The sequence below is a fragment of the Streptomyces sp. NPDC004658 genome (assembly GCF_040609555.1).
Taxonomy (GTDB): domain Bacteria; phylum Actinomycetota; class Actinomycetes; order Streptomycetales; family Streptomycetaceae; genus Streptomyces.
Window position 1 is genome coordinate 1 of sequence record NZ_JBEXKG010000023.1, and the last position, 23,318, is coordinate 23,318.

General features: G+C 73.6%; 18 protein-coding genes. 14 read left to right on the forward strand and 4 right to left on the reverse strand.

What is annotated here, in order from left to right:
- Positions 1 to 50: 50 nt before the first annotated feature.
- Complete coding sequence (locus tag ABZV94_RS11395; RefSeq protein WP_356339784.1) at positions 51 to 2,594, reverse strand: ATP-dependent Clp protease ATP-binding subunit; 2,544 nt, start codon at positions 2,592 to 2,594, stop codon at positions 51 to 53.
- A 190-nt stretch (positions 2,595 to 2,784) separates the two neighbouring features.
- Complete coding sequence (gene map, locus ABZV94_RS11400; RefSeq protein ID WP_356339672.1) at positions 2,785 to 3,561, reverse strand: type I methionyl aminopeptidase; 777 nt, start codon at positions 3,559 to 3,561, stop codon at positions 2,785 to 2,787.
- A gap of 62 nt (positions 3,562 to 3,623) precedes the next feature.
- On the opposite strand from map, the gene ABZV94_RS11405 reads away from it, so the two are divergent.
- From ABZV94_RS11405 to ABZV94_RS11445, 9 genes are all read left to right on the forward strand, one after another.
- Positions 3,624 to 3,875, forward strand: a complete 252-nt coding sequence (locus ABZV94_RS11405) for a helix-turn-helix transcriptional regulator (protein ID WP_356339674.1) — start codon at positions 3,624 to 3,626, stop codon at positions 3,873 to 3,875.
- A 152-nt stretch (positions 3,876 to 4,027) separates the two neighbouring features.
- The gene (locus tag ABZV94_RS11410) at positions 4,028 to 6,001 is read left to right on the forward strand and encodes a hypothetical protein (protein WP_356339676.1); all 1,974 of its coding nucleotides are present in this window, start codon (positions 4,028 to 4,030) and stop codon (positions 5,999 to 6,001) included.
- 206 nt (positions 6,002 to 6,207) lie between these two features.
- A complete protein-coding gene (locus ABZV94_RS11415) occupies positions 6,208 to 7,050 on the forward strand; it encodes a nitrilase-related carbon-nitrogen hydrolase (RefSeq protein ID WP_356339678.1) in 843 nt (280 codons plus the stop codon).
- Positions 7,047 to 8,330, forward strand: a complete 1,284-nt coding sequence (locus tag ABZV94_RS11420; protein WP_356339680.1) for an aspartate aminotransferase family protein — start codon at positions 7,047 to 7,049, stop codon at positions 8,328 to 8,330. Before ABZV94_RS11415 ends, ABZV94_RS11420 begins: the two co-directional genes overlap by 4 nt.
- A 17-nt stretch (positions 8,331 to 8,347) precedes the next feature.
- Positions 8,348 to 9,913, forward strand: coding sequence for a PucR family transcriptional regulator (locus ABZV94_RS11425; protein ID WP_356339682.1), 1,566 nt, complete (start codon positions 8,348 to 8,350; stop codon positions 9,911 to 9,913).
- A 155-nt stretch (positions 9,914 to 10,068) separates the two neighbouring features.
- On the forward strand, positions 10,069 to 10,911 hold the full coding sequence (locus ABZV94_RS11430; protein WP_356339684.1) for a nitrilase-related carbon-nitrogen hydrolase: 843 nt from the start codon (positions 10,069 to 10,071) through the stop codon (positions 10,909 to 10,911).
- Positions 10,912 to 11,014: 103 nt separating this feature from the next.
- Complete coding sequence (gene hydA / locus ABZV94_RS11435) at positions 11,015 to 12,409, forward strand: dihydropyrimidinase (protein WP_356339686.1); 1,395 nt, start codon at positions 11,015 to 11,017, stop codon at positions 12,407 to 12,409.
- An 11-nt stretch (positions 12,410 to 12,420) separates the two neighbouring features.
- Complete coding sequence (locus tag ABZV94_RS11440) at positions 12,421 to 13,440, forward strand: TIGR03842 family LLM class F420-dependent oxidoreductase (protein WP_356339688.1); 1,020 nt, start codon at positions 12,421 to 12,423, stop codon at positions 13,438 to 13,440.
- 130 nt (positions 13,441 to 13,570) lie between these two features.
- Complete coding sequence (locus ABZV94_RS11445; RefSeq protein ID WP_356339690.1) at positions 13,571 to 15,094, forward strand: NCS1 family nucleobase:cation symporter-1; 1,524 nt, start codon at positions 13,571 to 13,573, stop codon at positions 15,092 to 15,094.
- A gap of 200 nt (positions 15,095 to 15,294) precedes the next feature.
- Here ABZV94_RS11445 and ABZV94_RS11450 read toward each other — a convergent pair whose 3' ends face one another.
- Positions 15,295 to 15,963, reverse strand: a complete 669-nt coding sequence (locus tag ABZV94_RS11450; protein ID WP_356339691.1) for a hypothetical protein — start codon at positions 15,961 to 15,963, stop codon at positions 15,295 to 15,297.
- A 218-nt stretch (positions 15,964 to 16,181) separates the two neighbouring features.
- On the reverse strand, positions 16,182 to 17,246 hold the full coding sequence (locus ABZV94_RS11455; RefSeq protein ID WP_356339693.1) for a biotin/lipoate A/B protein ligase family protein: 1,065 nt from the start codon (positions 17,244 to 17,246) through the stop codon (positions 16,182 to 16,184).
- Between the two features lie 120 nt (positions 17,247 to 17,366).
- Between ABZV94_RS11455 and ABZV94_RS11460 the strand changes: the two genes are divergently transcribed.
- The 5 genes from ABZV94_RS11460 to ABZV94_RS11480 all read left to right on the forward strand — a co-directional run bounded on the left by ABZV94_RS11460 (position 17,367) and on the right by ABZV94_RS11480 (position 22,958).
- Entirely contained in the window at positions 17,367 to 19,184 is a 1,818-nt protein-coding gene (locus ABZV94_RS11460) for a gamma-glutamyltransferase (protein WP_356339695.1), read from the forward strand.
- A gap of 256 nt (positions 19,185 to 19,440) precedes the next feature.
- Positions 19,441 to 20,286: an inositol monophosphatase family protein gene (locus ABZV94_RS11465; protein WP_356339696.1), complete on the forward strand. Its 846-nt coding sequence runs from the start codon at positions 19,441 to 19,443 to the stop codon at positions 20,284 to 20,286.
- A gap of 87 nt (positions 20,287 to 20,373) precedes the next feature.
- Positions 20,374 to 21,792 carry an NAD(P)/FAD-dependent oxidoreductase gene (locus ABZV94_RS11470; RefSeq protein ID WP_356339698.1) on the forward strand — a complete coding sequence of 473 codons (1,419 nt, stop codon included), beginning with the start codon at positions 20,374 to 20,376 and terminating at the stop codon, positions 21,790 to 21,792.
- A gap of 21 nt (positions 21,793 to 21,813) precedes the next feature.
- Complete coding sequence (locus ABZV94_RS11475; protein ID WP_356339700.1) at positions 21,814 to 22,323, forward strand: O-acetyl-ADP-ribose deacetylase; 510 nt, start codon at positions 21,814 to 21,816, stop codon at positions 22,321 to 22,323.
- Positions 22,324 to 22,481: 158 nt separating this feature from the next.
- Positions 22,482 to 22,958 (forward strand): hypothetical protein, encoded by a 477-nt coding sequence (locus tag ABZV94_RS11480; protein ID WP_356339702.1) that lies wholly within the window; start codon positions 22,482 to 22,484, stop codon positions 22,956 to 22,958.
- Positions 22,959 to 23,318: the final 360 nt, after the last annotated feature.

A 23,318-nucleotide genomic window follows, 5' to 3' on the forward strand; every position in this document is an offset into this window, starting at 1 on the left:
GCCCGGCCGCGGGGCTGCCGGCCGCGTGGCCGCCCCGGGGTGCCCGGCGGTCAGAGTTCGGGCGCGGGCGGCTGGGCCGGTTCCGTGCGGAAGTCCAGCCGTCCGTCCCGCGCGTCCACCGTCACCCGGCTGCCCTCGGTGATCGTGCCGTTCAGCAGCAGCCGGGACAGTTGGTTGTCCACCTCCCGCTGGATCGTGCGCCGCAGCGGCCGGGCACCGTACTCCGGCTGGTAGCCGCGCTCGGCGAGCCAGTCGACGGCCGCGCTCGTGAACTCGACCGAGACGCCCTGCCCGTCCAGCAGCCGCCGGGTGGTCTCCAGCAGCAGATCGGTGATCTGCCGCAGCTGCTCGCTCGTCAGCTGCCGGAACACCACGATCTCGTCGATCCGGTTCAGGAACTCCGGCCGGAAGTGCTCGCGCAGCGGCCGCAGGATCTGCTCGCGCCGCGCCTCCTCGTCGGCCTCCGCGCCCCCCGGCCCGAACCCGATCCCGGCACCCCGCCGGGTGATCGCCTCCGAGCCCAGGTTGCTGGTCATCACGATGACCGTGTTGGTGAAGTCCACGGTCCGGCCCTGCGCGTCGGTGAGCCGGCCGTCGTCGAGCACCTGGAGCAGGATGTTGAAGACGTCCGGGTGCGCCTTCTCCACCTCGTCCAGCAGCAGCAGCGAGTACGGGTGCCGGCGCACCACCTCGGTGAGCTGGCCGGCCTCCTCGTGGCCGACGTACCCGGGCGGGGCGCCCACCAGCCGGGAGACGGTGTGCCGCTCCTGGTACTCGCTCATGTCCAGCCGGACCATCCGGTCCTCGCTGCCGAACAGCGCCTCCGCCAGCGCCCGCGCCAGCTCGGTCTTGCCGACACCGGTCGGGCCGAGGAAGAGGAAGCTGCCGATGGGCCGGTTCGGACTCGCCAGCCCGGCGCGGGAGCGCAGCACCGCCTCGGACACCACGGCGACGGCCTCCTCCTGGCCCACCACCCGCTGGTGCAGGTGCTGCTCCAGGCCGAGCAGCCGCTCCTTCTCCTCCTGGGTCAGCCGGCTGACCGGGATGCCGGTCTGCCGGGACACCACCTCGGCGATGGCCTCCGCCGTCACCTCCAGGTCCTGGCCCTCGTCGGCCTTGTCGCCGCCGGTCGCCTGGGCGATCCGCTGCTTCAGCTCACCGATCCGGTCGCGCAGCTGCTTCGCCTGCTCGTAGTCCTCGTCCGCGACGGCCTGGTCCTTGTCCCGGACCAGCTGCTCGATCTCGCGCTCCATCGTGCGCACGTCCGTGCCCTTCGTCCGGGCACCGAGCCGGACCCGCGCGCCCGCCTGGTCGATCAGGTCGATCGCCTTGTCCGGCAGCCGCCGGTCGGTGAGATACCGGTCCGACAGCTCCACGGCGGCGATCAGCGCCTCGTCGGAGTAGCGGACCTGGTGGTGGGCCTCGTACCGGTCCCGCAGCCCGCGCAGGATCTCGATCGTGTCCTCGGCCGTCGGCTCGGGCACCAGGACCGGCTGGAAGCGGCGGGCCAGCGCCGCGTCCTTCTCGATCCGGCGGAACTCCTCCAGCGTGGTCGCGCCCACGATGTGCAGCTCGCCCCGGGCGAGCGCGGGCTTGAGGATGTTCCCGGCGTCCAGCGCGCCGCCCTCGCCGCCGGAGCCCGCGCCCACGACGGTGTGCAGCTCGTCGATGAACACGATCAGCCGGTCGGAGTGGGCGCGGATCTCCTCCACGATGGTGTTGAGGCGCTCCTCGAAGTCGCCCCGGTAGCGGGTGCCGGCCACCACGCCGGTGAGGTCCAGGGCCACCACCCGGCGCCCGGCCAGGACGTCCGGGACCTCACCGTCCGCGATCCGCTGGGCGAGGCCCTCCACGATGGCCGTCTTGCCGACGCCCGCGTCACCGATCAGCACCGGGTTGTTCTTGCCGCGCCGCGACAGCACCTCGATGGTCTGCTCGATCTCGGTCTCCCGGCCGATCACCGGATCGATCCGGCCCTGCCGGGCCATGTCGGTCAGGTCACGGCCGTACTTGTCCAGGGTCGGCGTGCCGGTGGGCCGCTGCCGCTGCCGCTCCGGGCGGGGCGGCGCGCTCTCCGCGGCCTCCGGAGGCAGGGAGCTCCCCGAGAACCGGGCCGCGTGCAGGATGTGCCCGGCCGCCGAGTCCGGATTCGCGGCCAGCGCGCTCAGCACGTGCTCCGGGCCGATGTACCCGGCGCCGCTCGCCCGCGCCATGTCGTGCGCGTCCAGCAGGGCGCGCTTGACCGCCGGGGTCAGCGACAGCGAGGTCGGCGGCGGGGTCTCGCCCGGCGGGTGCTGGACGGGGCCCGCCCGGTCGTCGATCTCGTGGGCGAGCGAGTCCGGGTCCGCGCCCGCCCGGCTCAGCAGGCTCCGGGTGGGCTCCGTGGACACGGCCGCGCGCAGCAGGTGCTGGGTGTCCAGATCCCGGCTGCCGTGCTCGGCCGCGTACTGGGCGGCTCCTCTGACCAGCTCCCGGGCCGGCTGGCTGAGCAGGCGGCCGATGTCGATGTGGCGGGGCCCGGGGGCTCCGCCCGTGCCGCCGAAGAAGCGGGCCAGGAATTCACCGAAGGGGTCAGGAGGGTAGCCGTTGGTCATCGCGTGGGTTCCTTCGCTGACGACATGCGGAGCGGCCGGGTAACCCGGGGCCGGGTTGCTCATGCCCACGATGACACGATCCGTGGGGGCGGGCATGTTCGCCCAGGCGGGTGGGGAACCGGTACGGCACGGCGGCCGCGGCCCCCTCCTGGGCGCCCTGGCGTACGCCGGGGAGCCGACCCGGCGCGCCCTACGGGACTTCGCGTGCCGTCAGCACCCTGGGGCCGTTCTCCGTGACCGCCACCGTGTGCTCGACGTGGGCCGCGCGGGAGCCGTCGTCGGTGCGCAGCGTCCAGCCGTCGGGCGCCGCGTGGTAGCCGTCCCCGCCGCTCGCGATGACCATGGGCTCGATGGCGAGGACCATGCCGGGGCGCAGCGGCAGGCCGCGGCCGGGGCGGCCCTCGTTCGGCACATCGGGGTCCTCGTGCATACGGCGGCCCACGCCATGGCCGCCGAAGCCGTACGGGATGCCGTAGCCGGCGCCGCGGCAGACCCGGCCGACGGCGTGCGCGATGTCGCCGATGCGGTTGCCGGCCACGGCCGCCTCGATGCCCGCCGCCAGCGCCCGCTCGGCGGTCTCGATCAGCCGGAGGTCCGCGGGGCGCGGACGGCCCACCGTGAAGCTGATCGCGGAGTCGCCGGCCCAGCCGTCCAGCAGCGCGCCGCAGTCGACGGAGAGCAGGTCGCCGTCGCGCAGCCGGTACCGGGTGGGGATGCCGTGGACGATCGCGTCGTTCACCGAGGCGCAGATCACCGCGGGGAAGGGGGTGGGGGCGAAGGAGGGGCGGTAGCCGAGGAACGGCGAGGACGCGCCCGCCTCGCGCAGCACCTCCCGGGCCACCTCGTCCAGCTCCAGCAGGGAGACGCCGACGTGCGCGGCCTGCCGTACGGCCGTCAGGGCGCGGCCGACGACCCGGCCCGCCGCGTGCATCGCGTCGATCGAGGCGTCCGTCTTCAGTTCCACCATGCAATTACTATACCGGTATTTGAATAGGAGTGCCGGTGGGGGGTGGTATTAGAATGGGCCACATGGTGCGCACCCCCCTCACCCCCGAAGAACACGAACGCGGCGAGCGGCTCGGGCAGTTGCTGCGGGCGGCGCGCGGCGATCGGAGCATGGTCGACGTCGCCGCCGAGGCGGGCATCTCGGCCGAGACGCTGCGCAAGATCGAGACGGGGCGGGCGCCGACGCCGGCGTTCTTCACCGTCGCCGCGCTGGCGCGCGTCCTCGGCCTGTCCATGGACGACCTCGTCGCCCGGTGCGCCCTGGTGCCCGTCTGAGGGACCCGTACGGCGGGGCCGGGCGCGCAACGCTCACGATCCCGAAATGAGCGGTCCGCGCGCCGCCGGAAAACTCTCCGTAGCAAGCCCGTAACACGACTGGTGTTGCCTACCGGGGACGAGGGTGCTGGCGGTCGGGCGGGAGCTGGGCGATGGCGGTGGATCAACTCCCCGGTCGAGTACGGGAGTTCGCGAGCTACCTGGACGCCCTGCTGGCGCGTCTCGATCCGCGCGGCGGCTGGAACGGGGTCTTCTGGGAGCGGGACCCGGAGGGCATGCGCGCCTGCCTGGCCGGGCGCGAGGTGCCGCCCTGGGACGTGGTGGAGGCGCTGCTGGAGGATCTCGGCGCGCTGTACGGCCCCGCCACCGCGGGCGCCGAACGGGAACGGGCCCGCGCGCTGCACGCCGCCGCGGTCACCGCGTACGACGCCCGGCCCGGCGCCCGGGACGCCCTGGCCGACCGGCTCGACGTCATGCTCCGCGAGCAGCGGTACGCCGCGGAACGCCACGCCGGACTGAGCCGCCGGCTGTCCGCACCGGTCCCCGGCGACCAGCCCGACGCCCTCCGGCTCGACCTCGCCTGGGCCCGCGACGACCACGCCCGCGCCACGGCCCGCTGCGCGGAACTCCGCGCCCGTTTGGAGGCACTGGACCGGCGACCGGACCCCGGGCAGGCCCAGCCCGGAGAGCCCGGGGAGCCCGTGGACCCAGCCCGGCTCGGCCGGCCTGCCCGGCTCGGCGAGTCGGGCCGGCCCGGTCAGCTCGGCGCATTGGGTCAGTTCGCGCAGTCCGGTCAGCTCGGCGAGCCGGCCCGGCCTGCCGGGCCCGGCCAACTCGCCCCGCCCGGAGAGCCCGGAGAGCCCGTGGACCCCGCCCGGCCCGGCACGTCGGGCCAGCTTGCCTGGTTCGGCCAGCCCGGTCAGCCTGGCCGGCTCGGTGAGTCTGGAGAGCCCGCTCAGCTTGTCCGGCCTGGCCACCTCGGCCCGTCCGGTCAGTCCGCCCAGCCGGGCCGGCTCGGCCACCCGGGCCGCTCCGCCCTGTCCGGCCGGCTCGGCCACCCGGGCCAGTCCTCCCAGTCCGACGACCCCCCTCAGCTCGGCAAGCCAGCGCCTCCCGGCCAGCCCGGCCCTCCCGGCCAGTTCCCCGAGCCTCGCCAACCCGCCCAGCCCAGCCGGTCCGCCCAGACCGACCCCGTCCCCGGTGTCGCCCCCGTGTCTGACGTTGCCGTAGATCCCGCCCGGGCCGTTCCGTCCGCGGCTCCCCGTGTCCGTACCGCCGTGGAGCCCGAGGAGGCCACCCACGGTGTCGTGCTGCCCGTCCAGGACTCCCGGGCGGCCGGTGCCGGTGTCGAAGCCCCGGGTCCCTCCTCGCCGCCCCCCATCACCCGCAAGCCCCGCAAACGGCGCCGTGGCAGTGCCCGGTTCGCCGGGGTCGTCGATGGCGAGGAGGCCGCACCCGTCGTCGTACCGCAGGCCTCCGGAGGTGTCGGGGCGGACGGTGGGCCGCGGACGCAGCGGGCACCGCGGGGGGCTCGGTTCGCCGGGGTCCCGGAGGCGGCGGAGCCGGTGGTGCCGGAGGGGGCGCCGCCGCTGGACGAGCAGGCCCGGGAGGCCGTCGACGGGGTCGTCACGCGGCTGGCGCGGTTGCGGGCCGAGGGGCGCAGCGGGGAGGCGCATGTGGTGCTGGTCGAGGCCGCGCGCTGGTCCGTGGACCGGCTGCCGCTGCTCGCGGACGCCCTGCACCGGGCCGGGCTCGGCGCCGACTGGGCCACGCTGCTGTGGGAGGCCGCCGCGCTGCCCGCCGAGCGGCTCGTCGCCGCCGCCGACGCGCTGGCCGCGGCCGGCCGGGACGGCGACGGCCGGCAGCTGCTGCGGCAGGGCGTGGCCCGGCCGGCCGAGCGGATCGGCGCGGCCGTGCTGCGTCTGGCGGAGGAGGGCAGGACCCGGGAGGTGCGGGCCCTGCTGGACGCCTACGTGCGCGTCCGCACTCCCGAGGAGGCCGCCCGGTGTGTCCACGCCGACCCCGGGCGCCTGGTCCCGCTGCTGCTGGAGGCCGCGCTCGGCGTCTCCGACGAGCGGCACTGGGACCTGGTGCACGCGCTGCGTGTCGCCGGGTACGGCGCGTGACAGGCCGGAGGGGTAGTGTCCTGGTGTGTCCCGATCCGCGCACCCGGGTCGGCGTCGCCGGCTCACCCACCGGGGTGTGAAACGTGATCGACTCAGCGGGTTGACGGCGATGGTCTTGGCAAGGGCCGCGCGGAGGCTTACTTTCGTCCCTCTACGGCCTGCTCTACGGGCGTAGAGGCTCTGACGTCGTGTCGAAGGAGCAGCTCATGGCCAACGTCGTCCGCGCCGCTCTGGTCCAGGCCACCTGGACCGGCGACACCGAGTCCATGGTCGCGAAACACGAGGAGCACGCCCGCGAGGCGGCCCGCCGGGGTGCGAAGATCATCGGGTTCCAGGAGGTCTTCAACGCCCCCTACTTCTGCCAGGTCCAGGAGCCGGAGCACTACCGCTGGGCCGAGCCGGTGCCGGGCGGGCCGACCGTCCGCCGGATGCAGGACCTCGCCCGGGAGACCGGCATGGTGATCGTCGTCCCGGTCTTCGAGGTCGAGCAGTCCGGGTTCTACTACAACACCGCCGCCGTGATCGACGCGGACGGCACCTGCCTCGGCAAGTACCGCAAGCACCACATCCCGCAGGTCAGGGGCTTCTGGGAGAAGTACTACTTCAAGCCCGGCAACCTCGGCTGGCCGGTCTTCGACACCGCCGCCGGCCGGATCGGGGTCTACATCTGCTACGACCGCCACTTCCCGGAGGGCTGGCGGCAACTCGGGCTGAACGGCGCCCAGTTGGTGTACAACCCGTCCGCCACCCACCGCGGCCTGTCCGCCTACCTGTGGCAGCTGGAGCAACCCGCCGCGGCCGTCGCCAACGAGTACTTCATCGCGGCCATCAACCGCGTCGGGCGGGAGGAGTACGGCGACAACGACTTCTACGGGACGTCGTACTTCGTGGACCCGCGCGGACAGTTCGTGGGCGAGGTCGCCGACGACAAGAGCGAGGAACTCCTCGTCCGTGACCTGGACTTCGACCTCATCGAGGAAGTGCGGCGGCAGTGGGCCTTCTACCGCGACCGCCGCCCGGACGCCTACGAAGGGCTGGTGCAGCCGTGAACGACCTCTACTCCCGCCACCGCAGGGTCCTGCCCGACTGGCTCGCCCTCTACTACGACGACCCGATCGAGATCACCCACGGCGAGGGGCGACACGTCTGGGACTCCGCCGGGCGCCGGTACCTGGACTTCTTCGGCGGCATCCTCACCACGCTGACCGCGCACGCGCTGCCCGAGGTGACCAAGGCGGTGAGCGAGCAGGCCGGCCGGATCATCCACTCCTCGACCCTCTACCTCAACCGGCCGATGGTCGAACTCGCCGAGCGGATCGCCCAGGTGAGCGGCATCCCGGACGCCCGCGTGTTCTTCACGACCTCCGGCACCGAGGCCAACGACACCGCCCTGCTGCTCGCCACCACCTACCGGCGCAGCAACACCGTCCTCGCCATGCGCAACAGCTACCACGGCCGGTCCTTCAGCGCGATCGGCGTCACCGGCAACCGCGGCTGGTCCCCGACCTCCCTGTCCCCGCTGCAGACCCTGTACGTCCACGGCGGCGTGCGCACCCGGGGGCCGTTCGCCCACCTCGACGACCGGGCGTTCATCGACGCCTGTGTCGCCGACCTGAAGGACGTCCTCGGCCACACCCGGCCGCCGGCCGCGCTGATCGCCGAACCCGTCCAGGGCGTCGGCGGCTTCACCTCCCCGCCGGACACCCTCTACGCCGCCTTCCGCGAGGTGCTGAAGGAGCACGGCGTCCTGTGGATCGCCGACGAGGTGCAGACCGGCTGGGGCCGCACCGGCGACCACTTCTGGGGCTGGCAGGCGCACGCCCGCAGCGGCCCGCCGGACATCGTCACCTTCGCCAAGGGCATCGGCAACGGCATGTCCATCGGCGGGGTCATCGCCCGCTCCGAGATCATGAACTGCCTGGACGCCAACAGCATCTCCACCTTCGGCGGCACCCAGATCACCATGGCCGCCGGCCTAGCCAACCTCACCTATCTCCTCGAACACGATCTCCAGGGCAACGCCCGGCGCGTCGGCGGTCTGCTCCTGGAGCGGCTGCGGACGGTCGGGGCGCAGCTGCCCGGGGTGCGGGAGGTGCGCGGACGCGGGCTGATGATCGGCGTCGAGCTGGTCAGGCCGGGCACGGACCAGGCCGACCCGCAGGCCGTCGCGGCGGTGCTGGAGGCGGCCCGGGAGGGCGGGCTGCTCCTCGGCAAGGGCGGCGGGCACGACACCAGCGCCCTGCGGATCAGCCCGCCGCTGTCGCTGACGGTCGCCGAGGCCGAGGAGGGCGCGGCGATCCTCGAACAGGCGCTGAGGAGCACGTACTAGAGAACAGGTGTACGGCCATGAGCATCACCTCGGAATCCCGGCACGTGCCGGAACCCGCCCTCTCCGTGCGCCAGGTGCTGACCCTGGAGCGCGTCCTCGCCGGGGAGCCCGAGGTGGTGGCCGGCGCCGCGCAGCTCGACCGGCCGGTGCGCTGGGTGCACGTCGCCGAGGCCGCCGACGTCGGCGTCATGCTCAGCGGCGGGGAGATGGTCCTCACCACCGGGGTGCTGCTCGCCGGGGACGAGGCCCGGCAGGCCGAGTACATCCAGTCCCTGCACCGGGCGGAGGCGGCGGCCGTCGTCCTCGGTCTCGGCCGGGCCTTCCCCGCGCCGCCCGAGGTGATGCGCCGGGCCGCCGAACGGTGCGGGCTGCCCATGGTCGTACTGCACCGGCCGTTCCCCTTCGCCGAGCTGACGGAGGAGGTGCAGTCCCGGCTCGTGCGGCGCAAGTTCGCCGCGATCAGCCTGTCGGAGAGCGTACGCACCGCCCTCACCGGGCTGATCACGGCCGGCGCGCCGCTGCAACGGCTGCTCGACGAGGTCGCCCGGCACAGCGGCTGTCCGGTCGTCGTCACCAACCTCGCCCACCGGGTCCTCGGCACGGCGGGGGAGCGGTCCGCCGTGGACGACGTGCTGCGCGACTGGGAGCGGATCGCCCGGCAGGCCGGCGGCAGCGCCGGCGACGGCTGGGTACGCGCCGAGCTGGGCGGGCGCGGGGAGCGGTGGGGCCGGCTGCTGCTGTGCGGCTACCGGGGCGACGCGGCCACCGGGCGGCTGCTCGCGGACCGCGCCGCCGAGGCCCTGGTGCTGCACCGGATGCTCGGCGGCGCCTGCGCGCACAGCTGGGAGGAGCAGTCCGCGCAGAGCCTGCTGACCGACCTCGTCTCCGGGGTCGTACCGGCCCGGCAGCTGCTGCCGCGGGCCCGGGCGGCCGGGCTGCCGGTCAACCGGCGGACCTTCGTCCCGCTCGTCGTCCAGGGCCGCACCCCGGAGCAGCTCGACCGGGTGCTGCGGCTGCTGGGGCTGCCCGGCCTCGTCGCCGAACTCGCCGACGGCGCCGCCACCGTGCTGCTCAGCCTCGCCCGCGACCAGGACGCCGAGGCGCTCACCGCGCACTTCGCGACCCGGCTGCGCGCCGCGTCCCCGGCCGTGGTCGCCGCCGCCGGTCCCCGTACCGCGTGGGACGACGTGCCCGCCGGGCTGCGCGAGGCCCGGCACGTCGCCGACGCCGTCGCCGGCTCCTCCGCCGCCCTCGACCTGCCGGCCGTCGTCCGGCTCAAGGACGTCCACCTGCGGGGGCTGATCCGCCTGCTGCGGGACGACCCGCACGTGCAGTCCTTCGCCGAGCGGGAGCTGGACGGGCTGCTGTGCGCCGCCGAACCGGAGCTGCTGAACGTCCTGCGCACCTATCTGGCGACGGGCCGCAACAAGTCCCGCACCGCCCAGCTCCACCATGTCTCCCGGCCCGCCCTCTACCGCCGCCTGGAGGCCATACAGGCCCGCCTCGGCGTCGACCTGGACGACTTCGAACAGGCGGCCTCCGTGCACATCGCGCTCCTCGCGCACGACGCGCAACAGGGGTGAAACATGCGACGACCTGCGACAACGGCGGTGAAACATGGGCCCGCGCACGCGTGACACGGTGGCACGCCGGCCACCCGGGGACGTGACACGCTGCCCGTCGAACCGGCCGCCCGGGCTTCCTACGCTCACGGCACACCGAGCTACCGGAGGTCCCGATGAGCCGAGTGATCCGTGCCGCCCTCTTCCAGACCGCCTGGACCGGCGACAAGGAGTCCATGACCCAGGTGCACGAGCAGGCGGCCCGCGACGCCGCCGCCCAGGGCGCCCAAGTCCTCTGCTTCCAGGAGCTGTTCTACGGCCCCTACTTCTGCCAGGTCCAGGACAAGGCGTTCTACGAGTACGCCGAACGGATCCCCGAGGGCCCCACCGTCCAGCGCTTCCAGAGCCTCGCCCGCGAGCTGGGCATCGTCCTGGTCCTGCCCATGTACGAGGAGGAGCAGCCGGGCGTCCTGTACAACACGGCCGCCGTGATCGACGCGGACGGCTCCTACCTCGGCAAGTACCGCAAGACCCACATCCCCCAGGTCCAGGGCTTCTGGGAGAAGTTCTACTTCCGCCCCGGCAACAGCGGCTGGCCCGTCTTCGACACCGCCGCCGGCCGGATCGGGGTCTACATCTGCTACGACCGCCACTTCCCGGAGGGCTGGCGGGCCCTCGGCCTCGCCGGTGCCGAGATCGTCTTCAACCCGTCGGCCACCTCCCGGGGCCTGTCCCGCTACCTCTGGCAGCTGGAGCAGCCGGCGGCGGCCGTCGCCAACGAGTACTTCGTCGGCGCGATCAACCGGGTCGGCGTGGAGGACCTCGGCGACAACGACTTCTACGGCACCACCTACTTCGTGGACCCGGAGGCCCAGTTCGTCGGCGAGGTCGCGAGCGACAAGGAGACCGAACTGGTCGTCCGCGACCTGGACCTGGCCAAGCTCCGCGAGGTCCGCGACCGCTGGCAGTTCTACCGGGACCGGGCGCCGGGGGCCTACGGACCGCTGACGGCGCCGTAGAAGTGCCCCGAAGGGGCGCGGGGCCGCATCCGGCACGCGGCTCCCGCCGCGTGGGCGCGAACAGTCACGACGGACCCGCACGCGACCAGGAAGGAGACGGCCCATGACCCGCCGAACAGTCATCCGCGGTGGCCTCGTCATCACCGCGTCCGACGAGATCCACGCCGACGTCCTCATCGAGGACTCCCGCATCGTCGCGCTCGCCGCGCCCGGTTCGCAGAACTGGAGCGCCGACCGCAGCATCGACGCCACCGGGAAGTACGTCATCCCGGGCGGCGTCGACGCCCACACCCACATGGAGCTGCCGTTCGGCGGCACCTTCGCCTCCGACACCTTCGAGACCGGCACCCGGGCCGCCGCCTGGGGCGGTACGACCACCATCGTGGACTTCGCGGTGCAGAGCGTCGGCCACACCCTGCGCGAGGGCCTGGACGCCTGGCACGCCAAGGCCGAGGGCAACTGCGCGATCGACTACGCCTTCCACATGATCGTCTCCGATGTGAACCAGGAGACGCTCAAGGAGATGGACCTGCTCGTCGAGGAGGGGGTCACCAGCTTCAAGCAGTTCATGGCCTACCCGGGGGTCTTCTACAGCGACGACGGGCAGATCCTGCGCGCCATGCAGCGCTCCGCCGAGAACGGCGGGCTGATCATGATGCACGCCGAGAACGGCATCGCCATCGACGTGCTGGTCGAGCAGGCGCTCGCCCGGGGCGAGACCGATCCGCGCTACCACGGCGAGGTGCGCAAGGCCCTGCTGGAGGCGGAGGCCACCCACCGGGCCATCAGGCTCGCCCAGGTGGCCGGCGCGCCCCTGTACGTCGTGCACGTCTCCGCCATGGAGGCCGTGGCCGAGCTGGCGCGGGCGCGCGACGAGGGGCTGAACGTCTTCGGCGAGACCTGCCCGCAGTACCTGTTCCTGTCGACGGACAACCTGGCCGAGCCGGACTTCGAGGGCGCCAAGTACGTGTGCAGCACGCCCCTGAGGCCGAAGGAGCACCAGGCCAGGCTGTGGCGGGGCCTGCGGACCAACGACCTCCAGGTCGTCTCCACCGACCACTGCCCCTTCTGCTTCACCGGCCAGAAGGAACTGGGCCGCGGCGACTTCTCCAAGATCCCCAACGGGCTGCCGGGCGTGGAGAACCGGATGGACCTGCTCCACCAGGCGGTCGTGGACGGGCACATCTCCCGCCGCCGCTGGATCGAGATCGCCTGCGCCACCCCGGCCCGGATGTTCGGCCTGTACCCGAAGAAGGGGACCATCGCCCCGGGCGCCGACGCGGACGTCGTCATCTACGACCCGCACGCCGAACAGGTGATGTCCGCCGAGACCCACCACATGAACGTCGACTACTCGGCGTACGAGGGCAAGCGCGTCACCGGCCGCGTCGAGACGGTCCTGTCGCGCGGCGAACTCGTCATCGACCAGCGGGAGTACACCGGCCGCGCCGGGCACGGCGTCTTCACCCCGCGCTCCACCTGTCAGTACCTCACCTAGGAGTGGCGCCCATGGACTTCGGACTCGTCCTCCAGACCGACCCGCCCGCCTCCCGGGTCGTCAGCCTGATGAAGCGGGCCGAGCGCAACGGCTTCCGCTACGGCTGGACCTTCGACTCCGCCGTGCTCTGGCAGGAACCCTTCGTCATCTACAGCCAGATCCTGGCCCACACGCAGAAGCTCAAGGTCGGCCCGATGGTCACCAACCCGGGCACCCGCACCTGGGAGGTCACCGCCTCCACCTTCGCCACCCTCAACGACATGTTCGGCAACCGCACCGTCTGCGGCATCGGGCGCGGCGACTCCGCGATGCGCGTCGCGGGCCGCAAACCCAACACGCTCGCCCGGATCAGTGAGGCCATGAAGGTGATCCGCGCCCTCGGCCGGGGCGAGGAGGCCGACCTCGGCGGCACGAAGATCCGGTTCCCATGGATCAAGGAGGGCGCCGAACTCCCCGTCTGGATGGCCGCGTACGGGCCCAAGGCGCTGAAGATGACCGGCGAGGAGGCCGACGGGTTCATCCTCCAGCTCGCCGACCTCTACCTGACCGAGTACATGGTGAAGGCCGTCAAGGACGCGGCGGTCGCGGCCGGGCGCGACCCGTCCGAGGTGACGATCTGCGTCGCCGCGCCCGCCTACGTCACCGAGGACGACTCGCCCGAGGCGCTCGCGCACGCCCGCGACCAGTGCCGCTGGTTCGGCGGCATGGTCGGCAACCACGTCGCCGACCTGGTCGCCCGGTACGGCGAGCACTCCGCGCAGGTCCCCGAGGAACTCACCGACTACATCAGGGCCCGGCAGGGCTACGACTACGCCCACCACGGGCGCAGCGGCAACCCGGACACCGCGTTCGTGCCCGACGAGATCGTGGACCGGTTCTGCGTCATCGGCCCGGTCGGGAAGCACATCGAGAAACTGACCGCGCTGCGGGCCCTGGGCGTCGACCAGTTCGCGGTGTACGACATGCACGACGCGCAGGAAGCCACCATCGAGGCCTACGGCCGGCACGTCATCCCCGCCGTCAACTCCTGACCCCCGCACACCTTCCGAGTCCCTTCCCGAGTCCCCCCACGCCCCTCTTGGTCTCCCCTCCCCGCCGTCCCGGGGAGGGGGCTGGTGCCCGCACGGCCATCCCGACCCGTCTCTCCCGATTGGCCAGCCCATGACCGACACCGCTCCCACGGCCGCACCGATACCCGGCCAGGTCACCCTCCCCGACGGGCGCGTGGAACTCGCCCCCGGCACACCGCCGCCCAGCGGCCCCTACGCCAACCAGGACCTGCTCCCGGTCCCGGTGGCCGGGCGCACATGGACGACGTACAACTTCTCCGCCCTGTGGGTCGGCATGGCCCACAACACCGCCTCCTGGACCCTCGCCTCCGGGCTGATCGCGGTGGGCATGGACTGGAAACAGGCGGTGTTCACCATCGCCCTCGCCAACCTGATCGTGCTCGTCCCGATGCTGCTGACCGGACACGCCGGCCCGAAGTACGGCATCCCCTTCCCGGTCTTCGCCCGCGCATCCTTCGGCGTGCGCGGCGCCAACCTGCCCGCCGTGGTACGGGCGCTGGTGGCGTGCGGCTGGTTCGGCATCCAGACCTGGATCGGCGGCGAGGCGATCTACTTCCTCGCGGGGAAGCTGATCGGCGACAGCTGGAAGAACGCCGGGCACATCGGCGGCTACGCCTGGACGATGTGGCTGTCCTTCGCGATCTTCTGGGCGATCCAGGTGGCCATCATCCACCGCGGCATGGAGACCATCCGCCGCTTCGAGAACTGGGCCGCGCCCTTCGTCCTCGTCGGCGCCTTCGTGATGCTGTGGTGGATGAGCAGCAAGGCCGGCGGTGTCGGACCGCTCTTCGACCAGCCGTCCAAGCTCGGCTGGGGCGGCGACTTCTGGAAGCTGTTCTGGCCCTCCCTCATGGGCATGATCGGCTTCTGGTCGACGCTGTCGCTGAACATCCCCGACTTCACCCGCTACGGCAGGAGCCAGCGCGCGCAGACCTGGGGCCAGGCCCTCGGCCTGCCGACGACGATGACCCTGTTCGCGTTCCTGTCCGTGCTGGTCACCTCCGGCTCGCAGGCCGTGTACGGCGCACCGGTCTGGGACCCGGTGCAGCTGGCGGCGAAGACGGACAACGTGGCCGGTCTGCTCTACGCGCTGGTGACGGTCCTGGTGGCGACGCTGTCCGTGAACATCGCCGCCAACCTGGTCTCCCCGGCGTTCGACTTCTCCAACGTGGCGCCCAGGAAGGTGAGTTTCCGCACCGGCGCCCTGATCACCGCCGTCCTCGCCGTCCTGATCTTTCCGTGGAAGCTGTACTCCGACCCGCAGGGCTACATCTTCACCTGGCTCGGCCTGGTCGGCGGCCTGCTCGGCACGGTCGCCGGCATCCTCGTCGCCGACTACTGGCTGCTGCGCCGCACCCGCCTGGACCTCGGCGACCTGTACCGGCCGGGCGGCCGGTACTGGTACGCGGGCGGCTGGAACTGGCGGGCCGTCGTCGCCTTCCTGGCGGGCGGTGTCCTCGCGATCGGCGGCGCGAGCCTCAAGCCCCTGACCGACGGCCGCCCGATCCCCGCCCTGGCGCCCCTCGCGGACTACGGCTGGGCGGTGGGCCTGGGCACCTCCCTGGTGCTGTACCTGACCCTCACCCTGGCCTCCGGGCGGCGCGCCGACGGCTGAGCGGACCGGCGCACCATCAGGGGGGCGCGGCGCCCGGGCAGTCGTCGACCGCGGTCACGGCCTCGGCCCGGGCGAGCCGCACCCCCTCCGCTTCGACATGAGCGAGTTCTCCGCCGCGCACTTTGCCGACCGGCTCGCCGCCGCCCCGCCCTCGGCCACCCGCGCACCGGCCGGGCCCGCGGACGCGCCGCCGTACGGGCTCAGCCCCGGCCGGCGCCCAGCGCGGCCACCGCGGACTTCGCCGCCTTGATGGCCCCCTTGTTGATCTCGTCCGTACCGGGGGCCTTCTTGCTCTCGAAGTCGCTGCCGTTGTAGGTGACGACGACGAGGGCGTTGGCGGCACGGGCCAACACCACGCCCTCACGGGTCTGCTGGCCGTCCTCCGTGGTGAGGTTCACGACGGAGTAGGCGCTGTCCCCGAGTCCGGGGACGGCCCCGCCGCCGCTCTTCTCGGCGACCCGCTGCTCGTACTCCTTCGCGGCCTGCTGGTCCGACCCGCTGATCTCGAACGACACGTCGAGCCAGCGGTAGTCGTACCCCTGGAGCGCGTTCCAGGAGCAGGTGCGGCGCAGTTCGGTGTCCGTCGACGGGATCTCCTTGCCGGCCGTCTTCGCCCCGGGCACCAGCGACTTGACGGTGCCGGCGGGCACGGCGGAGCAGGGGGCGGGCGCGGCGGTGTACGTCTTCGCCGCGGTGGTGGACGACGGGGTGGCGGCGGAGGACCCGGCGGGCGTCTTCTGGGCCGTCGGGTGCCCGGCGGAGGCGGGCGGCGCGGCCGGACCGGACGTCAGCGCCCAGCCGGCACAGGCGAGCACCGCGACCGGCGTCAGACGCGCGGTGAGAGCGAGCGGCAGAGGAAGGGAACGCACAGCGCACTTCTCGTGGGGGAGGGGGTGCGGAAGGGGTCCGCATGGTGGACGGGGACGACAGTGTCACATGACTCCCTGTGGGGCGGAAGTGCCAACTCGCTCCGTACCCGCCCGGTCACGGCCACGCGTTCACGACGTACGGCTCTGCCCCTTATGCCCCGCCCACCGGCCCCGGGCACCAGCGGCCCCCGACGGCAGCCGGCACCGCGCGCGCACGGCTACGGCACTCTCGCCGTCCACTCCGGCGACGAGAACTTGGTGCGCGCCAGCTCCTCCGCCCGGGCCAGCTCCTCGTCGGTGACCTTCCCCTCCGCCAGGCCGTAGCGCGCGCGGAAGGAGGCGATCATGCGGTCGATGACGGCCTCGCGCGGCAGCCCCGTCTGCCGCCGCAGCGGGTCGACCCGCTTCTTCGCGCTCCTGGTCCCCTTGTCGGAGAGCTTCTCCCGCCCGATGCGCAGCACCTCGACCATCTTGTCCGCGTCGATGTCGTACGACATCGTCACGTGGTGCAGGACCGCACCCGGGCCACCGCCCGGGCCGACGATCCGCTTCTGCGCCGCACCCGCGATCTTGCCCTGGTCGGTCGCGATGTCGTTCAGCGGCTGGTACCAGGCCCGGATGCCCATGTCGCCGAGGGCGCCCAGCACCCAGTCGTCCAGATAGGCGTAGCTGTCCTGGAAGGACAGGCCCTGCACGAGGGACTCCGGCACCGACAGCGAGTACGTGATCGTGTTGCCGGGCTCCACGAACATCGCGCCGCCGCCGGAGATCCGCCGCACCACCTCGATGCCGTGCCGCGCGGCGCCCTCCGGGTCCACCTCGTTGCGCAGCGACTGGAAGCTGCCGATGATCACCGCCGGGGCGCCCCACTCCCACACCCGCAGCGTCGGCGGCCGCCGGCCCGCGGCCACCTCCGCGGTGAGCACCTCGTCCAGCGCCATGTGCAGGGCGGGCGGCTGCGGGGCCTCGTGGATCAGCTGCCAGTCGTAGTCCGTCCAGTCCGTGGCGCGCGCGAGCGCGCGGCGCACCGCGACGCCGACGCCCTCCGACGTCAGCCCGTACATCACCGTTCCCGCCGGCAGCGCCGCCTCGATCCGCGCGGCCAGCCCCGCCGCGTCCGTGTCCGCCGGAGCGCCCTCCAGCGCGCGGTTCACCGCGTCCAGCGCCTCGTCCGGCTCCAGGAAGAAGTCACCGGCCACGCGCACGTGCCGCAGCACGCCGTCCTCGACGTCCACGTCCACGACGACGAGCTTGCCGCCGGGCACCTTGTACTCACCGTGCACTGCCAGGGCCTCCGTTCCTCCGCACGAGATCAACGCGGGGGTCCGTCGCGGTGTTCCCCGGCCGCCGGTCACCTCCGTACGATCACCCGGGAGAGGTATCCCGAGCCGAGGAGCGCGCCCTTGTTCACCACCCGGCCCACCCTCCAGGGCACCTTCGGCATGGTCTCCTCCACCCACTGGCTCGCCTCCCAGTCGGCGATGGCGGTGCTGGAGGACGGGGGCAACGCGTTCGACGCGGCCGTGGCCGGGGCGTTCGTGCTGCACGTGGTGGAGCCGCACCTCAACGGGCCGGCCGGCGAGGTGCCGATCCTGCTCGCCCCTGCGGGTGGGGCGGTGCGCGTGCTGTGCGGGCAGGGCGTGGCCCCGGCCGGCGCGACGGTGGCCCACTACCGGGGGCTCGGGCTGGATCTCGTACCCGGCACCGGGCCGCTCGCCGCCGCCGTACCCGGAGCCTTCGACGCCTGGCTGCTGCTCCTGCGCGACCACGGCACCAAGTCCCTGGACGACGTCCTGAAGTACGCCATCGGCTACGCCGGACACGGGCACGCGCCCGTGGAGAACGTCGGCCTGACCGTCGAGAGCGTACGGCGGCTGTTCGAGACCGAGTGGACCTCCTCGGCGGAGCTGTACCTGCCGGGCGGCCGGGCACCCCGCCCCGGCACACTGCTGCGCAACCCCGCGCTGGCCGCCACCTGGAAGCGGCTGCTGGCCGAGACCGCCCGCGCGGGCGGCCGGGAGGCCCGGATCGACGCCGCGCGCGAGGTGTGGCGCACCGGCTTCATCGCCGAGGCCCTGGTACGGCAGGCCCGCCGGCCCACCCTGGACACCAGCGGCGAACGGCACACCGGCACCCTCACCGAGGCCGACCTCGCCGGCTGGTCGGCGACCTACGAGACACCGGTGACGTACGACTGGAACGGCTGGACGGTGTGCAAGGCCGGCCCCTGGAGCCAGGGCCCGGTGCTGCTCCAGCAGCTCGCCCTGCTCCCGCCCGAGCTGCCCGCCCACGGCTCCGCCGACTACGTCCACCTGCTGATCGAGGGCTGCAAGCTCGCCATGGCCGACCGCGAGGCCTGGTACGGGGACGCCGCCGAGGTGCCCCTCGCGGACCTGCTGTCGGACGGGTACAACGCGGCCCGGCGGGCCCTCGTCGGCGAGAAGGCGGACCACGAACTGCGCCCCGGCAGCCCCGGCGGCCGTGTCCCGCGGCTGCCCGCGCGGGCACGCGCGCGCGTGCCGTCCGGCGCGGAGCACGGCTTCGACCCCATGGGCGCCGGCGAACCGACCGTCGCGAGGCTGCCCGGCGAGCCAGAGGTCGCCGCCGACGGCACGACCCGCGGCGACACCTGCCACCTGGACGTCGTCGACCGCTGGGGCAACATGGTCGCGGCCACGCCCAGCGGCGGCTGGCTCCAGTCCAACCCGGTCGTCCCCGAACTGGGCTTCCCGCTCGGCACCCGGTTGCAGATGACCTGGCTGGAAGAGGGCCTGCCAAGTTCCCTCACCCCCGGCCGCCGCCCCCGCACCACCCTCACCCCGTCCCTCGCGCTGCGCGACGGCGTGCCGGTCATGGCGTTCGGCACGCCCGGCGGCGACCAGCAGGACCAGTGGCAGCTGCACTTCTTCCTGGGCGCGGCCCTGCGCGCCCCCGTCCGCGGCGGCCTCGACCTCCAGGGCGCCGTCGACGCGCCCAACTGGCACAACGACAACCACCCCAGCTCCTTCCACCCGCGCGGCCGGCGTCCGGGCGGCGTGACCGTGGAGTCCCGCATGGACGCCGGTGTCATCGAGGAACTGCGGCGGCGCGGCCACGACGTCACCGTCGGCCCCGCCTGGTCCGAGGGGCGGCTGTGCGCGGTGGCCCGGGACCCGGAGACCGGCGTCCTGTCGGCGGCGGCCAATCCGCGCGGCATGCAGGGGTACGCGGTGGGCCGCTGACGGCGGCCCCGAGGCCCGCTCGACGAACGGGAGGGCCCCGCGGTCGCGCGCGTACGCCGGCGGAGGGCCTCGCACGCGCCGGTGTGCGCGGGATCGGCCCACGCCCGCCCGTACACCGGCGGGACCGTCCCAGCGGAACCCTTCGCCGGGCCCCGTCCGGCGACGGCGTCGCCGCCCCCGCTCTTCACCCGGAGTCCACCCCGGGTACACCGAACGTGGGCGGGGATTGTCAGTGCGGCGTGCTCTCATGGGAGGCATGATCGAAGAGACGGAAACCATCGAGGAGTTTCTCGCCCGCTGCTCGGCCGACGTGGAGGAAGCGGTCCGCAAGGCCGCCGCGGCCGAGATCCTGCCCCGCTTCCGCCGCCTCGCCGCGCACGAGGTCGACCAGAAGAGCGGCCCCCACGACCTGGTGACGGACGCCGACCGCCTCGCCGAGCAGCGGCTCACCGAGGACCTCGGCGCCCTGCTGCCCGGCTCGGTCGTCGTCGGCGAGGAGGCGGTGCACGCCGACCCGGCGGTGTACCGGGCGCTCCAGGACGACGTACCGGTGTGGATCGTCGACCCCGTCGACGGCACCCGCCAGTTCGTGCACGGCGACGACGGCTTCTGCACCCTGGTCGCGCTCGTCCGGCGGGGCACCGTGATCGCCTCCTGGACCTACGCGGCGGCGCGCGGCCGGTTCGCCACCGCCGTCCGCGGCCAGGGCGCCTTCCTCGACGGCGAGCGGCTGGTCGCGGGCGCGCCCACGCCCGGCCGGGACCTCGTCGTCGCCACCTCCCACCCGGACTACACCACCGACGAGGAGAAGCGGGCGCTGCGCTCCCTGTGGACCGACGGCCTCGCCCCGCGCGCCTGCGGCTCCGCGGGACTGGAGTACCTCGCCGTCGCCCGGGGCGAGTTGGACGCCGTCGCGTTCTCCTGGGAGGCCGCCTGGGACCACGCGGCCGGTCTGCTCCTGGTCGAGGAGGCGGGCGGCACGCACCTCACCCTGACCGGTGAGCCGTTCCGCGTCACTGGCGGCAACGCCCTGCCGTTCACCGCCGCACGGGACGCCGGCACCGCCCGCCGCGTGGCGGACCTGCTGCGCACCGCGTCCTGACCCCGGGGGCCACCCGGGCCGGGGGAGTGTCGGACCCCCGGCATATCCTGATCCCGAATGGCCATCGGCTGACGAAGGGGTCCGAAGGTGCCGTCGATGCTCGATGCGGTCGTGGTGGGTGCGGGACCGAACGGACTGACCGCAGCCGTGGAGCTGGCGCGCCGAGGCTTCTCCGTGGCCCTGTTCGAGGCGAAGCCCACCGTCGGCGGCGGCGCCCGCACCGAGGAGCTGACCCTGCCCGGCTTCCGGCACGACCCGTGCTCGGCCGCGCACCCCCTCGGCATCAACTCCCCGGCGTTCCGCGCCCTGCCGCTCGACCGGTACGGCCTCGAATGGCTGCACGCCCCGCTGCCCATGGCCCACCCGTTCCCGGACGGCACCGCGGCCGTGCTGTCCCGCTCGGTCGCCGAGACCGCCGCCTCCTTCGGACCGCGCGACGCGGGCGCGTACCGCAGGCTGGTCGAGCCCCTCCTCGCCCACTGGGACACCCTCGTCCGGGACTTCATGTCCCTGCCGCTGACCGCGCTGCCCCGCGACCCCGTCACCCTGGCCCGCTTCGGCCTGGCCGGGCTCCCGCCGTCCACCTGGCTGATGCGCCGTTTCAAGGACGAGCGGTTCAAGACCCTGTTCGCCGGCCTGGTCGGCCATGTGATGGCACCGCTGAGCGGCCCGGCCACCAGCGCCATCGGACTCGTCTTCGCCCTCTCCGCCCACGCCCGCGGCTGGCCGGTGCCCCGCGGCGGCTCCCAGGCCATCTCCGACGCGCTCGTCGCGTACCTGACCGACCTGGGCGGCGCCGTGCACACCGACTACGAGGTCAAGCGCCTCGACGACCTGCCGCCCGCGCGCGCGTACGTCTTCGACACCTCGCCCGCGGCGCTCGCCCGGATCGCCGGTTTCGGCGACCACTACGCGCGTTACCGCTACGGCCCCGGCGTCTTCAAGATCGACTACGCGCTGGACGGGCCGGTGCCCTGGACCGCGCCCGAGGCCCGCACCGCCGGAACCGTCCAGATCGGCGCGAGCCACGCCGAGATCGGCAGCGCGCTGCGCGCCGCCTCCCGCGAGGGCCGCGCCCCCGACAGACCGTTCATGATCACCGTGCAGCCCAGCGTGGTCGACCCCACCCGCGCCCCCGAGGGCAAGCACGTCTTCTGGGCCTACGGCCATGTGCCGAACGGCTGGTCCGGCGACCTCACCGACGCCATAGAACGCCAGCTGGAGCGCTTCGCGCCCGGCTTCCGCGACCGCGTGCTCGCCCGCGCCACCGCCGGACCCGCCGAGATGGCCGCCCGCAACGCCAACTACGTCGGCGGTGACATCGCCTGCGGCGCGGCCTCCGGACTCCAGCTGCTGCTGCGCCCCAAGCCGACCCTGTTCCCGTACCACACTCCCCACCCGGCGGTCTTCATCTGCTCCTCGGCCACCCCGCCCGGACCCGGCGTCCACGGCATGTCGGGACACAACGCGGCCAAGGCCGTCTGGCGGAGACTGAGACAGACCTGACGACCACCAGCCGAGGCAGACATGACCGCCCTCACTTTCGTCCAAGGTGACATCACCCGCCAGCGCGCCGACGCCATCGTCAACGCGGCGAACTCCTCCCTGCTCGGCGGGGGAGGCGTGGACGGCGCGATCCACCGCCGAGGCGGCCCAGCCATCCTCGAGGAGTGCCGCGCCCTGCGCGCCTCCCGGTACGGGAAGGGCCTGCCCACAGGTCAGGCGGTCGCCACCACGGCGGGCGCACTGGACGCCCGCTGGGTGATCCACACCGTCGGGCCCGTCTGGTCCGCCACCGAGGACCGCTCCGACCTGCTCGCCTCCTGCTACCGCGAGTCCCTGCGCGTCGCCGACGAACTAGGCGCCCGGACCGTCGCCTTCCCGGCCGTCTCCACCGGCGTCTACCGGTGGCCGGTGGAGGACGCGGCCCGCATCGCGGTGGAGGCGGTACGCAGCACGCCGACGGCGGTGGAGGAGGCGCGGTTCGTGCTCTTCGACGCACGGGCGTACGAGGCGTTCGCCCGCCAGGCCGGCTGACGGACGCTGCCGCCGGCACCGGCGCCGACCGCGGCGTTCACCCGAACGGCGTAGCCCTTGGTGCGCCCGGCGGCTGCCTGGCCAACGCTCGGAGTGCCCCACGTGCTCCACGAGCGCGCGGGCATCCGGACGAACGGGGCGGCAGAAAGGACAGGCTCATGAGCCAGGCAGCGCAGCCCACCGGACCGACCAGCCCGGGCGGCTCGTGGCCGCCGCGGCAGCCCGGCGCCCGGGTCGGCGCCTGGGCCACCGGCGGCGTCACGTTCGCCGGCGTCCTGATGATGTGCAGCGGCCTCCTCGCCCTCTTCCAGGGGATCGCCGCGGTCACCGGAGACGCCGTCTACTTCCGCATCGGCACCTACATCTACAAGATGAACCTCACCGGCTGGGGCGTCATCCACATCGTCATCGGCACCCTGGTCCTGGCGACCGGCATCGGGCTGCTCATGGGCATGGCCTGGGCCCGCATCGTCGGTATGGTCCTCGTCGCGTTCAGCCTCATCACGCAGTTCCTGTTCCTGCCGTACGCGCCCGTCTGGTCGCTGATCCTGCTGGCGATCGACGTCTTCGTGCTCTGGGCGCTGGGCTCCAGCCACGAATCCGGCCGCGAGACCGGTCAGCAAGCGACGAGCTGAGCCCCCGCCGGCGCCCGGCACGCCTCTGCCACCGCAGCTCGCGCAGGGCTCTGCCGAGCAGCACCACACCCCACCCTCGGCCACGACACCCGGCGCGGTCGCCGCGGCGAACTCGGCGTCAGGTACGCGCATCACCGTCAGACGCTGACCCGCCGCGGCCCCGTGCGCCCGTGCGCCACCCGCCTGTGCCGCTCCGGTTCACCGGACTCCGTCAGCCGGGCGAGCACCGGCGCCGCGCTCCTCGGATGACCGGGACCACCACCCTGTCCCGCCCCGCCCACCGGCCGGACCCGGGCCCCGCCCCCAGCCCCCTGTCCACGCGCAGGACCCCGCGTGACATCATCGGCCGGGTCCCGAGCA

Excerpts from the sequence above, each read along its gene's own strand:
- ABZV94_RS11395 (WP_356339784.1), bottom strand. The coding sequence starts at position 2,594 with ATGACCAACGGCTACCCTCCTGACCCCTTCGGTGAATTCCTGGCCCGC.
- map (WP_356339672.1), bottom strand. The coding sequence starts at position 3,561 with ATGGTGGAACTGAAGACGGACGCCTCGATCGACGCGATGCACGCGGCG.
- ABZV94_RS11405 (WP_356339674.1), top strand. The coding sequence starts at position 3,624 with ATGGTGCGCACCCCCCTCACCCCCGAAGAACACGAACGCGGCGAGCGG.
- ABZV94_RS11410 (WP_356339676.1), top strand. The coding sequence starts at position 4,028 with ATGGCGGTGGATCAACTCCCCGGTCGAGTACGGGAGTTCGCGAGCTAC.
- ABZV94_RS11415 (WP_356339678.1), top strand. The coding sequence starts at position 6,208 with ATGGCCAACGTCGTCCGCGCCGCTCTGGTCCAGGCCACCTGGACCGGC.
- ABZV94_RS11425 (WP_356339682.1), top strand. The coding sequence starts at position 8,348 with ATGAGCATCACCTCGGAATCCCGGCACGTGCCGGAACCCGCCCTCTCC.
- ABZV94_RS11430 (WP_356339684.1), top strand. The coding sequence starts at position 10,069 with ATGAGCCGAGTGATCCGTGCCGCCCTCTTCCAGACCGCCTGGACCGGC.
- hydA (WP_356339686.1), top strand. The coding sequence starts at position 11,015 with ATGACCCGCCGAACAGTCATCCGCGGTGGCCTCGTCATCACCGCGTCC.
- ABZV94_RS11440 (WP_356339688.1), top strand. The coding sequence starts at position 12,421 with ATGGACTTCGGACTCGTCCTCCAGACCGACCCGCCCGCCTCCCGGGTC.
- ABZV94_RS11445 (WP_356339690.1), top strand. The coding sequence starts at position 13,571 with ATGACCGACACCGCTCCCACGGCCGCACCGATACCCGGCCAGGTCACC.
- ABZV94_RS11465 (WP_356339696.1), top strand. The coding sequence starts at position 19,441 with ATGATCGAAGAGACGGAAACCATCGAGGAGTTTCTCGCCCGCTGCTCG.
- ABZV94_RS11475 (WP_356339700.1), top strand. The coding sequence starts at position 21,814 with ATGACCGCCCTCACTTTCGTCCAAGGTGACATCACCCGCCAGCGCGCC.
- ABZV94_RS11480 (WP_356339702.1), top strand. The coding sequence starts at position 22,482 with ATGAGCCAGGCAGCGCAGCCCACCGGACCGACCAGCCCGGGCGGCTCG.